We start from the raw sequence: 15,225 nt of genomic DNA on the forward strand, positions 1-15,225 counted from the left end.
AAAGTGAGTATGATATAGTAACGAATTATGAAGCAGTAAGCTTCCTTCCCGTTTGCACCATTTTCGGATGGATAATGCACTCATATTCCCCATCTGTGGACAATTTTGTTTCGTTTAATCCGACGAGCCCTTTTTCGACTTCAAGCCATTGCCTTTCATAGAAAATCATAATGCGGTCCGGTTTCACTGCAATTAAAAATTGCTGTTCGCTTCCGACAACCCGGTACGGGATGATGCGCAGCCGATGCATCCACTTTTCAAATACGGGATGATGGTACCAATCCATCGATGTTTCCAGCCGAAGCTGCTGCACTAATTCCTCTGGCAACACTTCCTTGATTTTCTCCTTCTCCACGATCATAACCGGTATTTTCGATATAGGATCGTATAGCTGATTGCCGCTATCAATCAATCCTTTTACTGAAAGCGGCTTGCCGTCAAACACAATAACGACGTCCACAATATGTTCGAAGCGCAGCTTCTTTTCGCGAATTCCATCGATGCGGGCGCGGGAAAACAACCACAATACCGGGAATCCGACTAAAACAAACATCCAGCTGACCGGATCACCGACACCGAGTGAATAGGTTGTCAGCATGCCGCGGTGAATATCAATTTCCCGTTGTAAAAAATAATGCACTGCTACCATACCGCCGCCGACGGTAAAGGTGGCAAAGTAAAACGCAAATAAATTTTCCAAAAAATACCTTATACGCTTAAATCCAAAAGCAGCGAAAACGATCAAAAACGAAACGAATACCTTTATGACAGGATGCTGGGCATATACAGAAAACGGAGTAAACATGATGACGACGAGCAAGGAGCCAATAAACGCCCCGGCAAGCACCCGCCACCACACGACATCCCGTTTTAGCATAATTGCCGTCAGCCAAAGCAGCAGACTGTCAAAGCACAAATTTAGCAGCCAGATGACATCTAAATAAACGGCCAACCAAATAGCCTCCTTCTTCTTTTACCAAAACAATCAGTTTCTGAAAATAGTATATAGTACATCTTATTGGAAAGTCTGTCAATTTATGATGATGAAAAACAGGAATTTTTGTCAAAGAACCGAGAAAAAAGGTGCTTCCATATGAACAGGAACACATGCATCCGTGGCGGCAGAATCGCAGCGCCGCAAACCGGCCAAACGCAACCGTATCGATGACAAAGGAAACAATTTTTGCGGTGAACTTGCTTGGAGAAGGATTATTTTTGCAAAAAAAAATAGAAAAGCGACAATGCAGAGAAAAAGAAACGAGCATGAACGTTTAGTTCATGCTCGTTCCCGTTTAACGGCGGCGATTGCGATTGCGCAGAAACGCAGGAATATCCAGCGGATCTTCGACTTGCGCCGAGCGCAATGCCGCATAATCTTGCGTCGCTTCTTCGCGTTTTTCCCGTTTCGGCACAGGGGTTACTTTCGGAATGGTGCCGATTCCAACCCGCGATGGACGCGGCTGCGAAGCGACATTTTCATTAAATCCGGTCGCAATGACCGTTACGATAATTTCATCTTTTAAGTTTTCATTAATGACCGAACCGAAAATCATATTCACCTCTTGATCGGCTGCCGTTGCAACGATATCAGCGGCTTCTTGCACTTCATAAAGGCTTAAATTCGTTCCGCCGGTAATGTTCATCAATACGCCTTGGGCGCCGTCAATCGATGTCTCTAACAGCGGGCTCGAAATCGCTTTTTTCGCCGCTTCCGCCGCCCGGTTTTCGCCGCTGGCAATCCCGATGCCCATCAGCGCCGAGCCTTTATTGGACATTATCGTTTTTACATCAGCAAAGTCCAAGTTAATCAAGCCCGGCACGGCGATTAAATCAGAGATGCCCTGCACCCCTTGGCGCAGAACGTTATCGGCTTCGCGGAATGCCTCCAACATCGGCGTGTTTTTATCAACGATTTCTAAGAGGCGGTCGTTCGGAATGACAATCAGCGTATCGACAGCTTCCTTCATCGCTGCGATTCCGCTGGCTGCCTGTGTCGCCCGCTTCCGTCCCTCGAATGTAAACGGACGGGTAACCACCCCAACGGTCAGTGCGCCTAATTCACGAGCGATTTGGGCAATGACCGGGGCAGCTCCGGTTCCTGTTCCTCCGCCCATTCCGGCTGTCACAAACACCATATCGGCGCCTTTCAGCGCTTCTTCAATTTGCTCCTTGCTTTCTTCCGCTGCTTTTTTCCCTACCTCCGGGTTTGCACCTGCGCCTAAACCTCGCGTTAATTTCGCTCCAATTTGCAGCTTTGTTGGTGCTTTCGATAAATTTAACGCCTGTGCGTCTGTATTGACCGCAATAAACTCCACACCTTGTACACCATGTTCAATCATCCGATTGACGGCGTTGTTGCCGCCGCCGCCAACCCCAATCACCTTAATCGTTGCCATCTGATCAATCGTAGTGTCAAACTCCAACATGACTAAATCCTCCCAAATTTCAATCTCTATTCAAAGAAAGATCCGAAAAACTTCTTCACTTTTTTCCCAAAGTTTTCTTCCTTCTTTTTTGGCTTCGGCTGCTGCTTTTGCGGATGTCGCTCTATCGGCTCCGCCACCGTGGCGGCAACCGGAACCGATTTTCCTTGCAGCATCGCCTGCCGATAAGCATACTTAATTAATCCGACTCCTGTCGTATATTGTGGGTCGCGCACGCCTATATAATCAGGCATCGCTATGCGCACGCTGGTTTCTAACACGACATGAGCCAATTCCAATATACCCGGCATGTTGGCGACGCCGCCTGTAAGCACATAGCCGCCAGGCAGGTCGCGAAATCCAAGCTTGCGAATTTCATGCTGAACCATTTGAAAAATTTCTTCCAATCTTGCCTCGATGATATCGGCAACTTCCAATTGGCTAAACTGCTGATGCTGATCAGTCCCGATAATCGGTACACTGAACACTTCTTCTTCCGAGGCATGGTTATAAAAAGCATGTCCATGCTTTAATTTAATCCTTTCTGCATCTTCCGTCGATATTCGGAGCCCGATCGCCAAATCTTTTGTAATATGATCGCCTCCTACTGGCAAAACGGAAGTGGCTTGCAAAAATCCTTGTTCAAAAACGGCGATTGTCGTGGAACCACCGCCGATATCGACCAATGCGACTCCCAGATTTTTTTCATCATTGGACAAAGCAAGGGAACCAGCAGCCAGCGATTGCAAGCAAATATCGCTTATTTCTAAACCAGCTCGTTCCACACAGCGGAGTAAGTTATGTAAAATCGTTTTCGCTCCGGTAATAATCGTTCCTTCCATTTCGAGACGGACGCCGAGCATGCCGCGCGGATCATTGATTCCATCCAATCCGTCAACGATAAACTGCCTCGGAATAACGCCAATAATTTCCCGATCTGGAGGAATCGATACGACTTGCGCGGCATCCATCACGCGAGCAACATCTTCATCAGTAATTTCGCGGTTTTCGCTGGAAACGGCAACGATGCCATGGCAGTCTTGCAGCTGAACATGATTGCCTGTCACGCCGACAATCACGCGGCGAATCGTTAAACCAACCATCCGTTCCGCTTGCTCCACCGCACGTTTGATCGATTGTACCGTTTTATCTATATCAACAATAGATCCTTTTTTGAGCCCTTCCGATTTTACATTCCCTACCCCAATAATGTTAATGGAATCGTTCAGCATTTCTCCAATGATAACTTTCACGCTCGATGTACCAATGTCAAGGCTAACGACGATCTCATTGCTGCTCATCTTTTGGTACCTGCCTACTAAAATCGTATATATACCGCCTTGCCGTCTTTTCTTCCTGTTTCCGCGGTCAATTACGTATTTTAGTAAGCAGTGACACCTCCTTTTAAGCTGAATTTATGCGCCCCAATAGCTATGAATCTTTCAATCTATAACAGTTCCATTATGAACCATTGGCAGTGATGAAAAGGCAATGACATGATTTTTTACTCCATATAATTCAACATGTTAAGAAACTTTCCCTTTTTTCTAATCAACTTTTTTCACGGTTTTGCCGTCTTTCCATCCATTCGGTAAGCAAGAGGCGGCGGATGACGGCGATATTTTGAAAAAGACGCACTCCAAATGCAAATACGGCTGCTAAATACAAGTCTACACCAAGATGAACACCAAGGAAAGTTAAAGTTGTTGCTAAAATAATATTAAAAAAGAACCCTGTTATAAATACTATTTCGTCATATGTTTGCTGTAAATGGGCGCGAAGCCCACCAATTAATGTATCAAATGCAGCCAAAATTGCAATGGACAAATAATTGGAATATTCGTCGGGAACACGCAAATCCGCTAAAAATCCAACGGTGAAACCAACCAATAAGCCGATGAGCGGAAGCCACATGCTATTTCTCCTCCTTTTCGGCTTTTACCGTTTCCATATATTTCGCATTCCATTTTTCATCAGACGGCGGGATGACGACCGATGTCAATGGCTTCGAGATCGTAAGCTGCAAATTTTCCACAATAAAATCGTCGCGGATGGTCGATACGGTTAGACGGTTGTACAACATGTCGGCATCATCGGCGATCACCTTTACTTCAATGGGAAGCGAAGAAATTTTGCGATCTCCGATTTGCGTCACGCCGTTGACATCGCGAACCGCCGTTGTGTTGGTAATCCGCTCGTCGGCAATGGCAATTTCTTTCGCACCGTACTTATTTAGTTCATTTATCAGCCGCTGTAACAGTTCGGGCGATACCATTTCCGTAATTGGGCCGACATAATGGTCGGGATAAAACGATTCAATCGTCAGCACGACGCCTGGCCCTTTCGCTTCCGTCAAACCGGCTTCCTGTTCCAATTCCCTTACCGTTTCATGCAAAACCGCTTCTCGATTTGAGCGTTGCTTTTGCTTATAGTCCCGTAATTTGTTCTCATAGTCTTCCAACTCAAGCAGAAGCTGCTGTTGCAGCTGTTGTTCTTTTTTTAAATCGGCGCGCAATTCCCAAATATCGCGCGTATCGCGAACTTTCGGATGCGATGTTGTCTGCAGCCCAGCAGCGAGCATCAAGCCAAAAATCGTCGTAATACAAGTGAAATAGATCGTTTTCTTGCGCTCCAATCACCTTCACCATTCTTTCTATACAGGCAATTTATGGACGATGAACCGGAAAAATAGGATCAAGTACAATTTCTTCTTTCCTATCAATCTTCACCGTGATGTTATCTTGCACAAGCTGGTCTGTTATTCCGCCGGCAATATTCAAAGCGGAAATAAGGACGTCTGGATTGCCGATCGCCGAAATAATAAAAGGCGCTGCATGCTGCGTACCGTCCACTTCAATGACAGGACCGTTGCAAACAATATACGAACGATGGGAAATCCGCTGCCCGTTAATGGCGATGGCTTCTGCCCCAGAAATAAGAAGCTCGTGAATCACTTTAAAAACATGCTGTTCATGAACGATGTAGTCAGTCGCACTTTGCTCCGAAGGGATATAGGATGCATCCGATAGCGTGACTTCAATTCCCTTTCCTTTTACTTTCGACTCTCCAACATACATGCGCAGCTTTTCCGCCTGTTTGGCCAAATTCGTATGCGCTTTTTGTTGATTGGCCAACGCATTTTCCATTTCGGTAACTTCGTTTTGTTTTTGCACTAACTCGTTTTTTAGTTTCCGGTTTTCCTTTTGAATTTGGATCAGCTGCTGACGATACTCATATTCTTTTTGCCATTGTCGGTCCGTGACGTTTCGCTTCGCCGCTTCCTTTTTTGTATACTGATACGAAAACGCGAGCATCATCCCAAATATAAAACAGATAAAAGAAAGGATGACACGATTATTTTTCGGTTTCTTCATTGTCATCCTCCTTTTTCGGCGGTTCATAAGGGGTAAAATAATTGCTTACTTCTAGATGGATAACCCCTTTTACGTTAGGATCCAATTGTTGCACGATAGCTGGGTATAACGACATTTTCTTGGCAAAATTGTGGATGCTCGCGCTCACTTCATAACCGTCGTTCATATAAACGGTAACATGATCACGATGATCGTCATTTGGCGTATAATGAATTTCCGAAATGGCGTTTAATACTGATGGGGAAAGTTGCGCCAATTGCCCTGTCATTTCTTGTATATCTTCTCCTTTTCTCCAGTTCACTAAAATTGGCGCATCACTTGGCGCAGTTTTCGATGTGTGTTTTTTTAAGATGTAACCATTTTCTAAAATAGGGAAAAATTTTTGCCTATCATAAATATAAGCGACTCTCCGTCGTTCGTTCACGCGAATGATGATGGTATTCGGAAAACGTTTTTCCAACGAGGCGTTCTTCACTTCCGGGTGCTTCTCAACGTTTTGTTTTATTTCGTCCTCTTTTACTTTCCAAAAGCTTGTCCGCTTCGTTATACCGCTTAAGGCAATGATTTGCTCCGCCGGGAGATGATCGTTTCCCTTTACTTCAATATGCCGGACATTGCTTAATGGCGACTGGAAATAAAGCACGCATAAGATGAAAAGAAAAAAGAAAGAGATATACATGATTAAACGGCGATTCGCTTTTTGCCGCCGCCGCTCTTTTAGCTTCGGTACCCGCTCCTCAAGAACAACCACTTTCCCTTTTTCCAAAATGATTCACCGCTTTCCGACATAAGCTTGAAAGCACGGTTGTTATAAAAACAAACGGCATACACGGATGCCGTTTTTGCACACAAAGGAAAAACTCGCTTTCATTATATCATAATATCTTAAAATAGAGAGCTAGATTTTTACAATTTTCGTCCAATAATCTCCACTTCTGTTTGCAAATGAATCCCATATCGTTCATAAACGACTGTTTTCACAAATTGAATTAAGTCGAGCACATCTTTTGCTGTTGCTGTCCCTGTATTGACAATAAAGTTGGCATGCTGCTCGGAAATTTTCGCTCCGCCGATTGCATATCCTTTTAAGCCGGCTTCCTCGATCAGTTTTCCAGCATACTGCGGCAGCGGGTTGCGGAAAATGCTGCCGGCACACGGCTTATCCCAAGGCTGTGTTTCTCGGCGGTAATCTTTATTTTTCCGCATTTTCTCCATAATTTCTTCGCGATTTCCAGATGTAAGCTGAAGCTCGGCGGCGAGACAAATCCCACGCCTTTTTGTCTGCAGCACAGAAGTGCGGTAGGCAAATTCCATTTCCTCCTTGGTTAGCCATTCAATTGTTCCATCCGAAAATAAAATAAGCGCTCTCTTCACAATCTGCGACATATCCGAACCGTGCGCCCCCGCGTTCATATAAACAGCCCCTCCGACGGAACCGGGAATGCCGCCGGCAAATTCCAAACCGGATAATCCTTGTTTACTCATGAGCGTAGCGAGGCGCACTAATGAATATCCTCCGCCGACCGTCACCGTTTCCCCATCGACATGCAATTCATCGAACCCTTCGCCTATTTTAATGACTGCCCCTTCGACTCCTGCATCGGAAACGAGCAAATTCGAACCGCGGCCGATCGCGCGCCACGGCACTTCATGCTGTTGAATAATCGCCATCGCTTTCTTGAGGCTTTCTACGCTGTCCGGCTCTATAAATACGTCGGCCGGGCCGCCGACTTTCATCGTCGTATGGTTCGCTAACGGTTCCATCTCCTTTACTTTTCCAATGTGCGCGCTTAACAGCTCTTTTACCATCGCCTTCATCACTGCCATCTCCTTTCCTAACCGCCTATGTATATACGTATGCGCGGCATATAACAGAAGCGCCCGTTTCTGCATATAAACAAAATGAGAGGGTGCCTCCCTGCATTAGAGAGATACCCTTTTTCCCTGTCAATACCTTGCGTGTTTGCTAATGTTTAATAACACGCCAATCGCCATTAGCATCAGCGTCAGAGATGAACCGCCGTAGCTTAAAAACGGCAGCGTAATCCCCGTTACCGGCATCAAGCCTGTAACGACGCCAATGTTAATCATTACTTGAATCGCCACCATGGAAATAATGCCGATCGCCAAAAAGCTTCCGTATAAATCCGGAGCTCCAAGCGCAATGCGGACTCCGCGCCAAAGCAACAGGCTAAACAGCAGTAATACAAGCGATCCGCCGATAAAGCCAAGCTCTTCCGCTAAAATCGCAAAAATAAAATCCGTTTGCGGCTCCGGCAAATAAAAAAACTTTTGCCGGCTTTGCCCTAATCCTAAACCGAATAAGCCGCCAGGGCCGATCGCATAGAGCGATTGAATGATTTGGAACCCGCTGCCAAGCGGATCTTCCCACGGATTCAAAAACGACGTAATTCGCTTAATGCGGTATGGCGCTGACAAAATAAGCGCAGCAAAGCCTGCCAGTCCGAGCACCCCTAGCCCGATAAAATGGCTGATGCGCGCGCCGGCGACAAAAATCATCGCGATACACGTCCCGACCATGACAGTACCCGTTCCTAAATCCGGCTGAAGCATAATCATGCCAAACGCTGCAAATACCAATGCTAGCGCAGGCAGCAGCCCTCGTTTAAACGAAGTAATGTTTTTTTGATTTTCCGATAAATATTTCGCCAAAAAAGCAATCATGGCAAGCTTCGTAAATTCAGACGGCTGAATGGAAAACGCTCCGACGCCGATCCAGCTGCGCGACCCGTTGCGGACCATTCCGATTCCTGGAATTAATACAAGAACGAGCAACACAAAACAGATAATCAGCAATGCTTTCGACCAATCGCGCCATGTCCAATAATCAATATTCATAATAAAGAACATCGCGATGACTCCCACGCCGGCAAACAAAAGCTGCCGCTTGGCAAAGAAAAAAGAGTCATGAAACTTATATTCCGCCCAAACGGCACTGGCGCTGTACACCATTATCAGTCCGATGGCTAATAAGGAAAACGTAAGGATAATTAATAAAAAATCAGGCGTAGACTTTTTCCGCGGCAATGCCCAACACCTCTGCTTTTTTAAACTAAGGGGAAAGGCTGTCCTTCCCCTTCTATTTCAACTTATGCACGGCGTTGATAAAAATGTCCCCTCTTTGTTCAAAAGTTTTATATTGATCCCAGCTTGCACACGCCGGCGATAGCAAAATGACATCGCCCGGTTTCGATAATTGGTAGGCAACCGGCACGGCTTTTTCCACATTATCGACATATTCAATCGTTTCTATTCCCGCTTGTTTGGCGATGCGGGCAATTTTTGGCGCCGTTTGCCCAAACAAGATGATCGCTTTGACATTACGCAAATAAGGAAGGAGGGCGTCAAACTCATTGCCGCGGTCTAGTCCCCCTGCTAACAAAATAACAGCATCATTTTCGAAAGCAGCCAGCGCCTTTTGTGTAGCCAAAATATTCGTTGCTTTCGAGTCATTGAAAAATCGTCTTCCATCCACCGTGGCCACATATTGCAGCCGGTGCTTCACTCCGGTAAACGTCGTCAACACTTGCCGAATCGCTTCGTTGTCTGCGCCTGCTAATTTAGCTGCGGAAACCGCCGCCAATATATTTTCCAAATTATGTTTCCCAGGGAGGACAATATCGGAAACAGCAATAACTTTTTCATCATTCCAATAAACCACATTGTCTTTTATATAAGCGCCTTGTCCTAGCACTTTTGTCGCGGAAAAAAGAACTTTTTGCGCCTGAATGTTTTCGGCAAGCCGCATTACCAGCTCGTCATCCGCGTTGACAACCGCATAATCTTCCTTTGTTTGGTTTTTAAAAATATTGGCTTTTGCCTGTGCATAAGCCTCTTTGGTACCGTGATAGTCTAAGTGGGCATCGAAAATGTTTAATAAGACGGAAATGCGCGGACGGAACTCACGAATTCCCGCGAGCTGAAACGAAGAAAGCTCTGTGACAAGCCATTGGTCCGCCCTTGCTTCCTTCGCGACTTCACAGGCGACCAGTCCGATATTGCCGGCGAGCAGCGGCTGTTTTCCCCCTGCCTGCAGCATTTCATAAATTAATGTCGTTGTCGTTGTTTTCCCATTGGAGCCGGTAATGCCAATGAAAGGTGCTTCGGAAATATGATAAGCCAACTCTACTTCGGTCACCACCGGCAATCCTTTTTCTATCGCCTTTTTTACCATCGGATTTGTATATGGAATCCCTGGATTTTTCACAACGAAATCAAACGGCTCATCCAACAGCTCAAGCGGATGGCCTCCGCAAATAACCCGGATTCCCCATTGTTCCAGCTGCTGCGCTTCTTGATTTTCCTCAAACGGTTTTTGATCATTGACGGTGACCATGGCACCTAGCTCATGAAGGAGCTTTGCCGCTGCAAATCCACTTTTCGCTAAACCGATGACTAACACCCGACGTTGTTGAAAAAAAGTTGTCTGTCTCAATTAGATCCACACCTCGATATAAATTCCTAGCATTGCAAATAGTAAGCCGACTGCCCAGAAGGTGACAACGACGCGCCACTCTGACCAGCCAATGAGTTCATAATGATGATGCAACGGACTCATGCGGAATACGCGTTTTCCCGTTGTTTTAAAGGAAATTACTTGAATGATTACCGATAACGTTTCAATGACAAAAACGCCGCCAATAATGACGAGCAAAATTTCCAGCTTCGTTAAAATAGCGACAGCAGCGATGGCGCCGCCTAACGCAAGCGATCCCGTATCTCCCATGAACACTTTTGCCGGATGGGCGTTAAACACTAAAAAGCCTAGCACCGCTCCGACAACGGAAACACAAAAAATCGCAACATCGTACTGACCTTGGTTCCAGGCAAGAACGGCATAGGCGCCAAAAGCGATCGCCGCTGTACCGGCCAGCAATCCGTCCAGCCCATCTGTTAAATTAACAGCATTCGAGCCGCCGACAAGCATGAAAATAAGCAGCAGCACATATCCCCAGCCAAGGTTAATGGAGAGATCGGTTCCCGGAATATGCAAGGCGGTAGAAAAGCCGCTGCGCTCATATACAAAGAAAAAGACAAGAGCGATCACTAGCTGTCCGATTAACTTTTGTTTGCTTGTCAAACCAAGGTTTCGTTTCATCACTACTTTAATCATATCATCTAAAAAACCAAGCACTCCGTAACAGATGGTAACAAACAGGAGCAAATACGTTTCCACGGAAAGAGAGGCAAACTTTTTTGTCATCCATAGAGTGGTGACAATGATAGAAAGCAAGATCATAATGCCTCCCATCGTTGGGGTGCCCGATTTTTTTTGATGCGATTTCGGCCCCTCTTCCCGGATGCTTTGCCCAAATTTTAACCGCCGTAAAAATGGAATGAAAATGGGCGATAATATCACTGTAATAATAAAGGAAAGCACAATCGCAAAAACAATGACTTGCTCTAGCATGATTGGTCACACCCTTCTTTTCCTTGGGCATCCGTCCATTTCTGCTGCAGCTGTTTTAACGCATCAAGTACCGCTATATCATATGAATCGATTCGTCCATTATGCGCAGAAATCGTTAAGTGAAATGTCGTTTTTTCATCTGTATCGCTTTCCCACTGCCGATATGAATCTAGCAGTTTTTCTAACGCCTGAAGCGGCGAGGCAACAAAAAAGAGCGGAAACTGATTCGGAATGTAGCGCGGCAATTCTTCCTCTTCCCGCCAAAATGCCGCAATCGCACCATGCTCAATGGCAATGTTTAATGTTTCTGCCCCGCGCCCAAGCGGAACAAACAAGCCTTTTGGCGCGTGTTGGTAAGGGTCGACAAAAACATGGCGAAATGAAATCGTATCATCAACAATACCGCGGGCTTGTTTGCACAGCCGCTTTACCATCCCGTACGTTAACATGTTCCTCTTCTCTCCTTAATCGCTTTGCGGGCAACGGCACGGTCATCAAATTCCATGATGCGGTCGCCAATAATTTGATACGTTTCGTGCCCTTTGCCAGCGATTAAAATAATATCTCCTTCTTGCGCCTGTTCGATAGCATAGTGAATCGCTTCTTTGCGGTCGACAATCGTGACATAATGCCCTTGGGCAACTCCTGCTTCCATATCGCGCAAGATTTGTTCCGGCGGTTCGGAGCGCGGATTGTCGGAAGTAAAAATCGCTACATCCGCGTACTTGACCGCTGTTTGTGCCATCAGCGGCCGTTTCGTACGGTCGCGGTCGCCACCGCAGCCGACAACGACATACACTTTTTTCTTGGCAAATTGCCGAATCGTTTGCAGGGCGTTTTTAAGGCTATCTGGAGTATGTGCGTAATCAACGATTACTATAAAGTTTTGCCCTTCATCAACCGTTTCAAACCGTCCTGCTACCCCCGTCATGTCATCGATCGCCTCGACAATTGCCGGGAGAGAAAAGCCTGATACAAGGCAGGCAGCTACAGCGGCTAGCAAATTATATACATTAAACAAGCCGATTAACTTTGTCTGCACCCGCACCGTACCATACGGCGTGACAAGGTCAAACGCCATCCCGTTTGGCGTCATCTCAATTTGTTTTGCCATAATATCGCTGTCTGTTTCCACGCCATATGTAATGACGGTTGCCGCCGTCATATGCTTATAATATTGCGAAGCAGGGTCATCATTATTTAATACAGCAAACTTTGGCCGCTTATGGTCATAGCGGTTGCCAAGCTGAGCAAACAGCAATCCTTTTGCATTGCGATATTCTTCCATCGTTCCATGGTAGTCAAGATGGTCTTGCGTCAAATTCGTAAATACGGCCACATCATAATCACAGCCGTGCACCCGCCCCATATGAAGAGCGTGGGAAGATACTTCCATAGCCGCTATCTCAACACCTTCATCGACCATTTGCTTAAATATACGTTGCAATAGCAGCGATTCTGGTGTTGTATTTTGCGTCGGATACGTATGGTCGCCAATTTTCACGTTTACCGTCCCGATTAATCCCGTTTTTTTCTTCGCTTTTCTGGCGATGTGCTCTATTATATGTGTCGTTGTCGTTTTTCCGTTTGTGCCCGTAACACCGATTAAATGCAGTTTATGGGTCGGCTGCCCGTAAAAAGCGTCGGCGAGCACCGCCATTGCCCGCCGGCTGTTCCGTACAACCACAACAGGCACATCGACGTCAAGCGGCCGTTCGGCAATGATCGCTGCCGCCCCATTTTCAACCGCCTGTCTGGCAAAGTCGTGGCCATCGACGGTAAATCCCTTGATGCAAATAAACAACGCACCTTTTTTTACTTGCCGTGAATCCATTTCAATCGAAGTAATGTCAGGATTCTCCCCGACATACGCTGTAAAGTCGTGCAAATATGAGAGCAATGTCTGCAACCTCACTATTGTTCATCCCTTTCGTTTCATGGTTCCTGGAGGAAAATAAACGAGCAGCGGAAAAAGGGGCGAGACAGAATCGATGGTGTTTTGCATCAGCCGCCCCTTTATATCGCATGCTTTATTGTGTTTTTTCTTCAGAAACTGGCGTCTTCTTCGCCAAATAAATGCGGATCGTTGCTCCTTCTTTTACTTTTGCTCCCGGTTCCGGAGCCTGTTCGACGACAACGTCGCCTTCTCCACTAACATCTAATTTTAAGTTAAAAAGCTGCTGTTGCAAGTCTTTTTTTGTTAAACCGATTAAATTCGGGACTTTAATCATTTTTGGATCATTCCATGCCCGTTCTTTTTCCATCTGCTCTTTCCGCGGTTTTACACCAAGCACGCGCAAGCTGTCTTCCATAATTTTTCCAACAATCGGAGCGGAAACAACGCCCCCAAACTGGACCGTTCCTTTCGGGTTGTCAACGGCAACATACACGACAAGCTGCGGGTCGTCTGCCGGTGCAAAGCCGATAAAGGAAACGATATGGTTGTCTTTTAAATAACGGCCACCTTTTGCTTTTTGCGCCGTTCCCGTTTTTCCGCCGACACGATATCCTTCGACATAGGCGCCTTTTCCTGTCCCTTGGGCGACCACGCTTTCTAAAGCATAGCGGACTTGCTTTGACGTTTCCTCGGAAATAACACGGCGCTTCGCTTTTGGTGTACGGCGGCTGATAACTTCTCCGGTTTCTGGATCGACCCATTGTTTAGCAATATACGGAGTATACAAAATTCCGCCATTGACGGCTGCGGAAACGGCCGCTACCTGCTGGATCGGCGTCACCGAGACCCCTTGGCCGAATGCCGTCGTCGCCAGTTCCACGGGGCCTACGCGTTTCAAATCAAACAAAATGCCAGTTCCTTCTCCTTGCAGGTCAATCCCTGTTTTTTCGCCAAATCCAAATTGTTTAATATAATAAAACAATTTTTCTTTTCCAAGCCGTTGTCCCAGTTCGACAAAACCTGGGTTGCACGAGTTTTGCACTACCTCCAAAAACGTTTCGCTGCCATGCCCGCCTTTTTTCCAGCAGCGCAACGTCGCACCCGCCACTTTGACATATCCAGGGTCATAAAAATGGTCTTTCAGCAAATTTACTTTTTTCTCTTCTAACGCAGCGGCAAGCGTAATAATTTTAAATGTCGAACCTGGTTCATATGTACTCCAGATCGGCAAGTTGCGGTTGTAAATTTCCGGCGGGACGTTTCGATAGTTGGCCGGATCAAAGGTCGGCCGGCTCGCCATCGCCAAAATTTCCCCCGTGTTCGGATTCATGGCAATCGCAATAATGCCGTCTGGATTATACTTCGCTTCGGCAATATCGAGTTCCCGCTCCACAATCGTTTGGATGCGAGAATCAATCGTTAGCATTAAATTCAAACCATCCGTTGGCGGTGTATATTCGTCAGCTATATTTGGCATTCTATTTCCTTTCGCATCGGAATAAAATTGCACCGACCCGCGCTGGCCGCTCAGTTCTTTGTCATAATAAAGCTCCAGACCCATCAATCCTTGATTATCGATGCCGGTAAACCCTAATACATGGGATAAATAACTGCCAAATGGATAATATCGTTTCGTATCCTCGGCAATATATACCCCTTTCAAGCCGAGGGCGCGAATTTCCTTTGCTTTTTCGTTCGAGATTTTTCTCCCTTCCGGAATGCGTTCGATCGACGTTTTTTTCGTAATACGCTTATATATTTTTTCTACAGGCGCATTTAACACTTTCGCTAATTTTTCCGCCGTATCGGCCGGATTTTCAATCTGCCGCGGAATGACGTATACCGTCGGAGCGCTCATATTCGTGGCAAGCGGAACACCATTGCGGTCCAAAATTTCTCCGCGCTTCGGTTCGAACGGAATGTTTCGGCTCCATGAATCTTTCGCACGCTCGGTCAGCATATCTCCTAATACAAACTGCACATATCCAAGACGAATATCGATAATGGCAAAAATGAGCACCCCAACGAGAAAAACAATCATCAGCCGTTTACGGACAGTGACATGAGAAACGCGCATATAGCAGAACCTCCTTTATAATG

Annotated in this window: 15 protein-coding genes; 1 reads left to right on the forward strand and 14 read right to left on the reverse strand. The window is 46.2% G+C overall.

Annotated features, from left to right (window positions below; all coding sequences use genetic code 11):
* Positions 1-25 precede the first annotated feature (25 nt).
* On the reverse strand, positions 26-952 hold the full coding sequence (spoIIGA, locus tag BV455_RS03575; protein ID WP_042407214.1) for a sigma-E processing peptidase SpoIIGA: 927 nt from the start codon (positions 950-952) through the stop codon (positions 26-28).
* 131 nt (positions 953-1,083) lie between these two features.
* On the opposite strand from spoIIGA, the gene BV455_RS03580 reads away from it, so the two are divergent.
* On the forward strand, positions 1,084-1,275 hold the full coding sequence (locus BV455_RS03580) for a hypothetical protein (RefSeq protein WP_218687760.1): 192 nt from the start codon (positions 1,084-1,086) through the stop codon (positions 1,273-1,275).
* A gap of 17 nt (positions 1,276-1,292) precedes the next feature.
* Here the strand turns inward: BV455_RS03580 and ftsZ are convergent, their stop codons facing one another.
* The 13 genes from ftsZ to BV455_RS03645 form a co-directional block, all read right to left on the reverse strand.
* The gene (ftsZ, locus tag BV455_RS03585) at positions 1,293-2,426 is read right to left on the reverse strand and encodes a cell division protein FtsZ (protein ID WP_017434709.1); all 1,134 of its coding nucleotides are present in this window, start codon (positions 2,424-2,426) and stop codon (positions 1,293-1,295) included.
* Positions 2,427-2,452: 26 nt separating this feature from the next.
* Entirely contained in the window at positions 2,453-3,724 is a 1,272-nt protein-coding gene (gene ftsA / locus BV455_RS03590) for a cell division protein FtsA (protein ID WP_017434708.1), read from the reverse strand.
* 250 nt (positions 3,725-3,974) lie between these two features.
* Positions 3,975-4,337: a small basic family protein gene (locus tag BV455_RS03595; RefSeq protein WP_017434707.1), complete on the reverse strand. Its 363-nt coding sequence runs from the start codon at positions 4,335-4,337 to the stop codon at positions 3,975-3,977.
* Position 4,338: 1 nt separating this feature from the next.
* The gene (locus BV455_RS03600) at positions 4,339-5,058 is read right to left on the reverse strand and encodes a DUF881 domain-containing protein (protein WP_042407217.1); all 720 of its coding nucleotides are present in this window, start codon (positions 5,056-5,058) and stop codon (positions 4,339-4,341) included.
* 31 nt (positions 5,059-5,089) lie between these two features.
* Positions 5,090-5,797: a DUF881 domain-containing protein gene (locus tag BV455_RS03605; protein ID WP_017434705.1), complete on the reverse strand. Its 708-nt coding sequence runs from the start codon at positions 5,795-5,797 to the stop codon at positions 5,090-5,092.
* Positions 5,778-6,563, reverse strand: coding sequence for a cell division protein FtsQ/DivIB (locus BV455_RS03610; RefSeq protein ID WP_017434704.1), 786 nt, complete (start codon positions 6,561-6,563; stop codon positions 5,778-5,780). Before BV455_RS03610 ends, BV455_RS03605 begins: the two co-directional genes overlap by 20 nt.
* A 140-nt stretch (positions 6,564-6,703) precedes the next feature.
* Positions 6,704-7,615 carry a UDP-N-acetylmuramate dehydrogenase gene (gene murB, locus BV455_RS03615; RefSeq protein WP_017434703.1) on the reverse strand — a complete coding sequence of 304 codons (912 nt, stop codon included), beginning with the start codon at positions 7,613-7,615 and terminating at the stop codon, positions 6,704-6,706.
* A gap of 129 nt (positions 7,616-7,744) precedes the next feature.
* Positions 7,745-8,845, reverse strand: a complete 1,101-nt coding sequence (spoVE, locus tag BV455_RS03620) for a stage V sporulation protein E (protein ID WP_017434702.1) — start codon at positions 8,843-8,845, stop codon at positions 7,745-7,747.
* A 52-nt stretch (positions 8,846-8,897) separates the two neighbouring features.
* Positions 8,898-10,253, reverse strand: coding sequence for a UDP-N-acetylmuramoyl-L-alanine--D-glutamate ligase (gene murD, locus BV455_RS03625; protein ID WP_042407221.1), 1,356 nt, complete (start codon positions 10,251-10,253; stop codon positions 8,898-8,900).
* A complete protein-coding gene (mraY, locus tag BV455_RS03630; RefSeq protein ID WP_042407224.1) occupies positions 10,254-11,228 on the reverse strand; it encodes a phospho-N-acetylmuramoyl-pentapeptide-transferase in 975 nt (324 codons plus the stop codon). It abuts the gene before it with no gap.
* On the reverse strand, positions 11,222-11,677 hold the full coding sequence (locus BV455_RS03635; RefSeq protein ID WP_042407226.1) for a hypothetical protein: 456 nt from the start codon (positions 11,675-11,677) through the stop codon (positions 11,222-11,224). The genes mraY and BV455_RS03635 overlap by 7 nt, the downstream gene beginning before the upstream one ends.
* Positions 11,671-13,143: a UDP-N-acetylmuramoyl-L-alanyl-D-glutamate--2,6-diaminopimelate ligase gene (locus BV455_RS03640; protein ID WP_061580230.1), complete on the reverse strand. Its 1,473-nt coding sequence runs from the start codon at positions 13,141-13,143 to the stop codon at positions 11,671-11,673. The genes BV455_RS03635 and BV455_RS03640 overlap by 7 nt, the downstream gene beginning before the upstream one ends.
* 115 nt (positions 13,144-13,258) lie before the next feature.
* A complete protein-coding gene (locus BV455_RS03645) occupies positions 13,259-15,202 on the reverse strand; it encodes a stage V sporulation protein D (RefSeq protein ID WP_017434697.1) in 1,944 nt (647 codons plus the stop codon).
* Positions 15,203-15,225: the final 23 nt, after the last annotated feature.

This window comes from Parageobacillus caldoxylosilyticus (genome assembly GCF_019272935.1).
Classification (GTDB): domain Bacteria; phylum Bacillota; class Bacilli; order Bacillales; family Anoxybacillaceae; genus Saccharococcus; species Saccharococcus caldoxylosilyticus.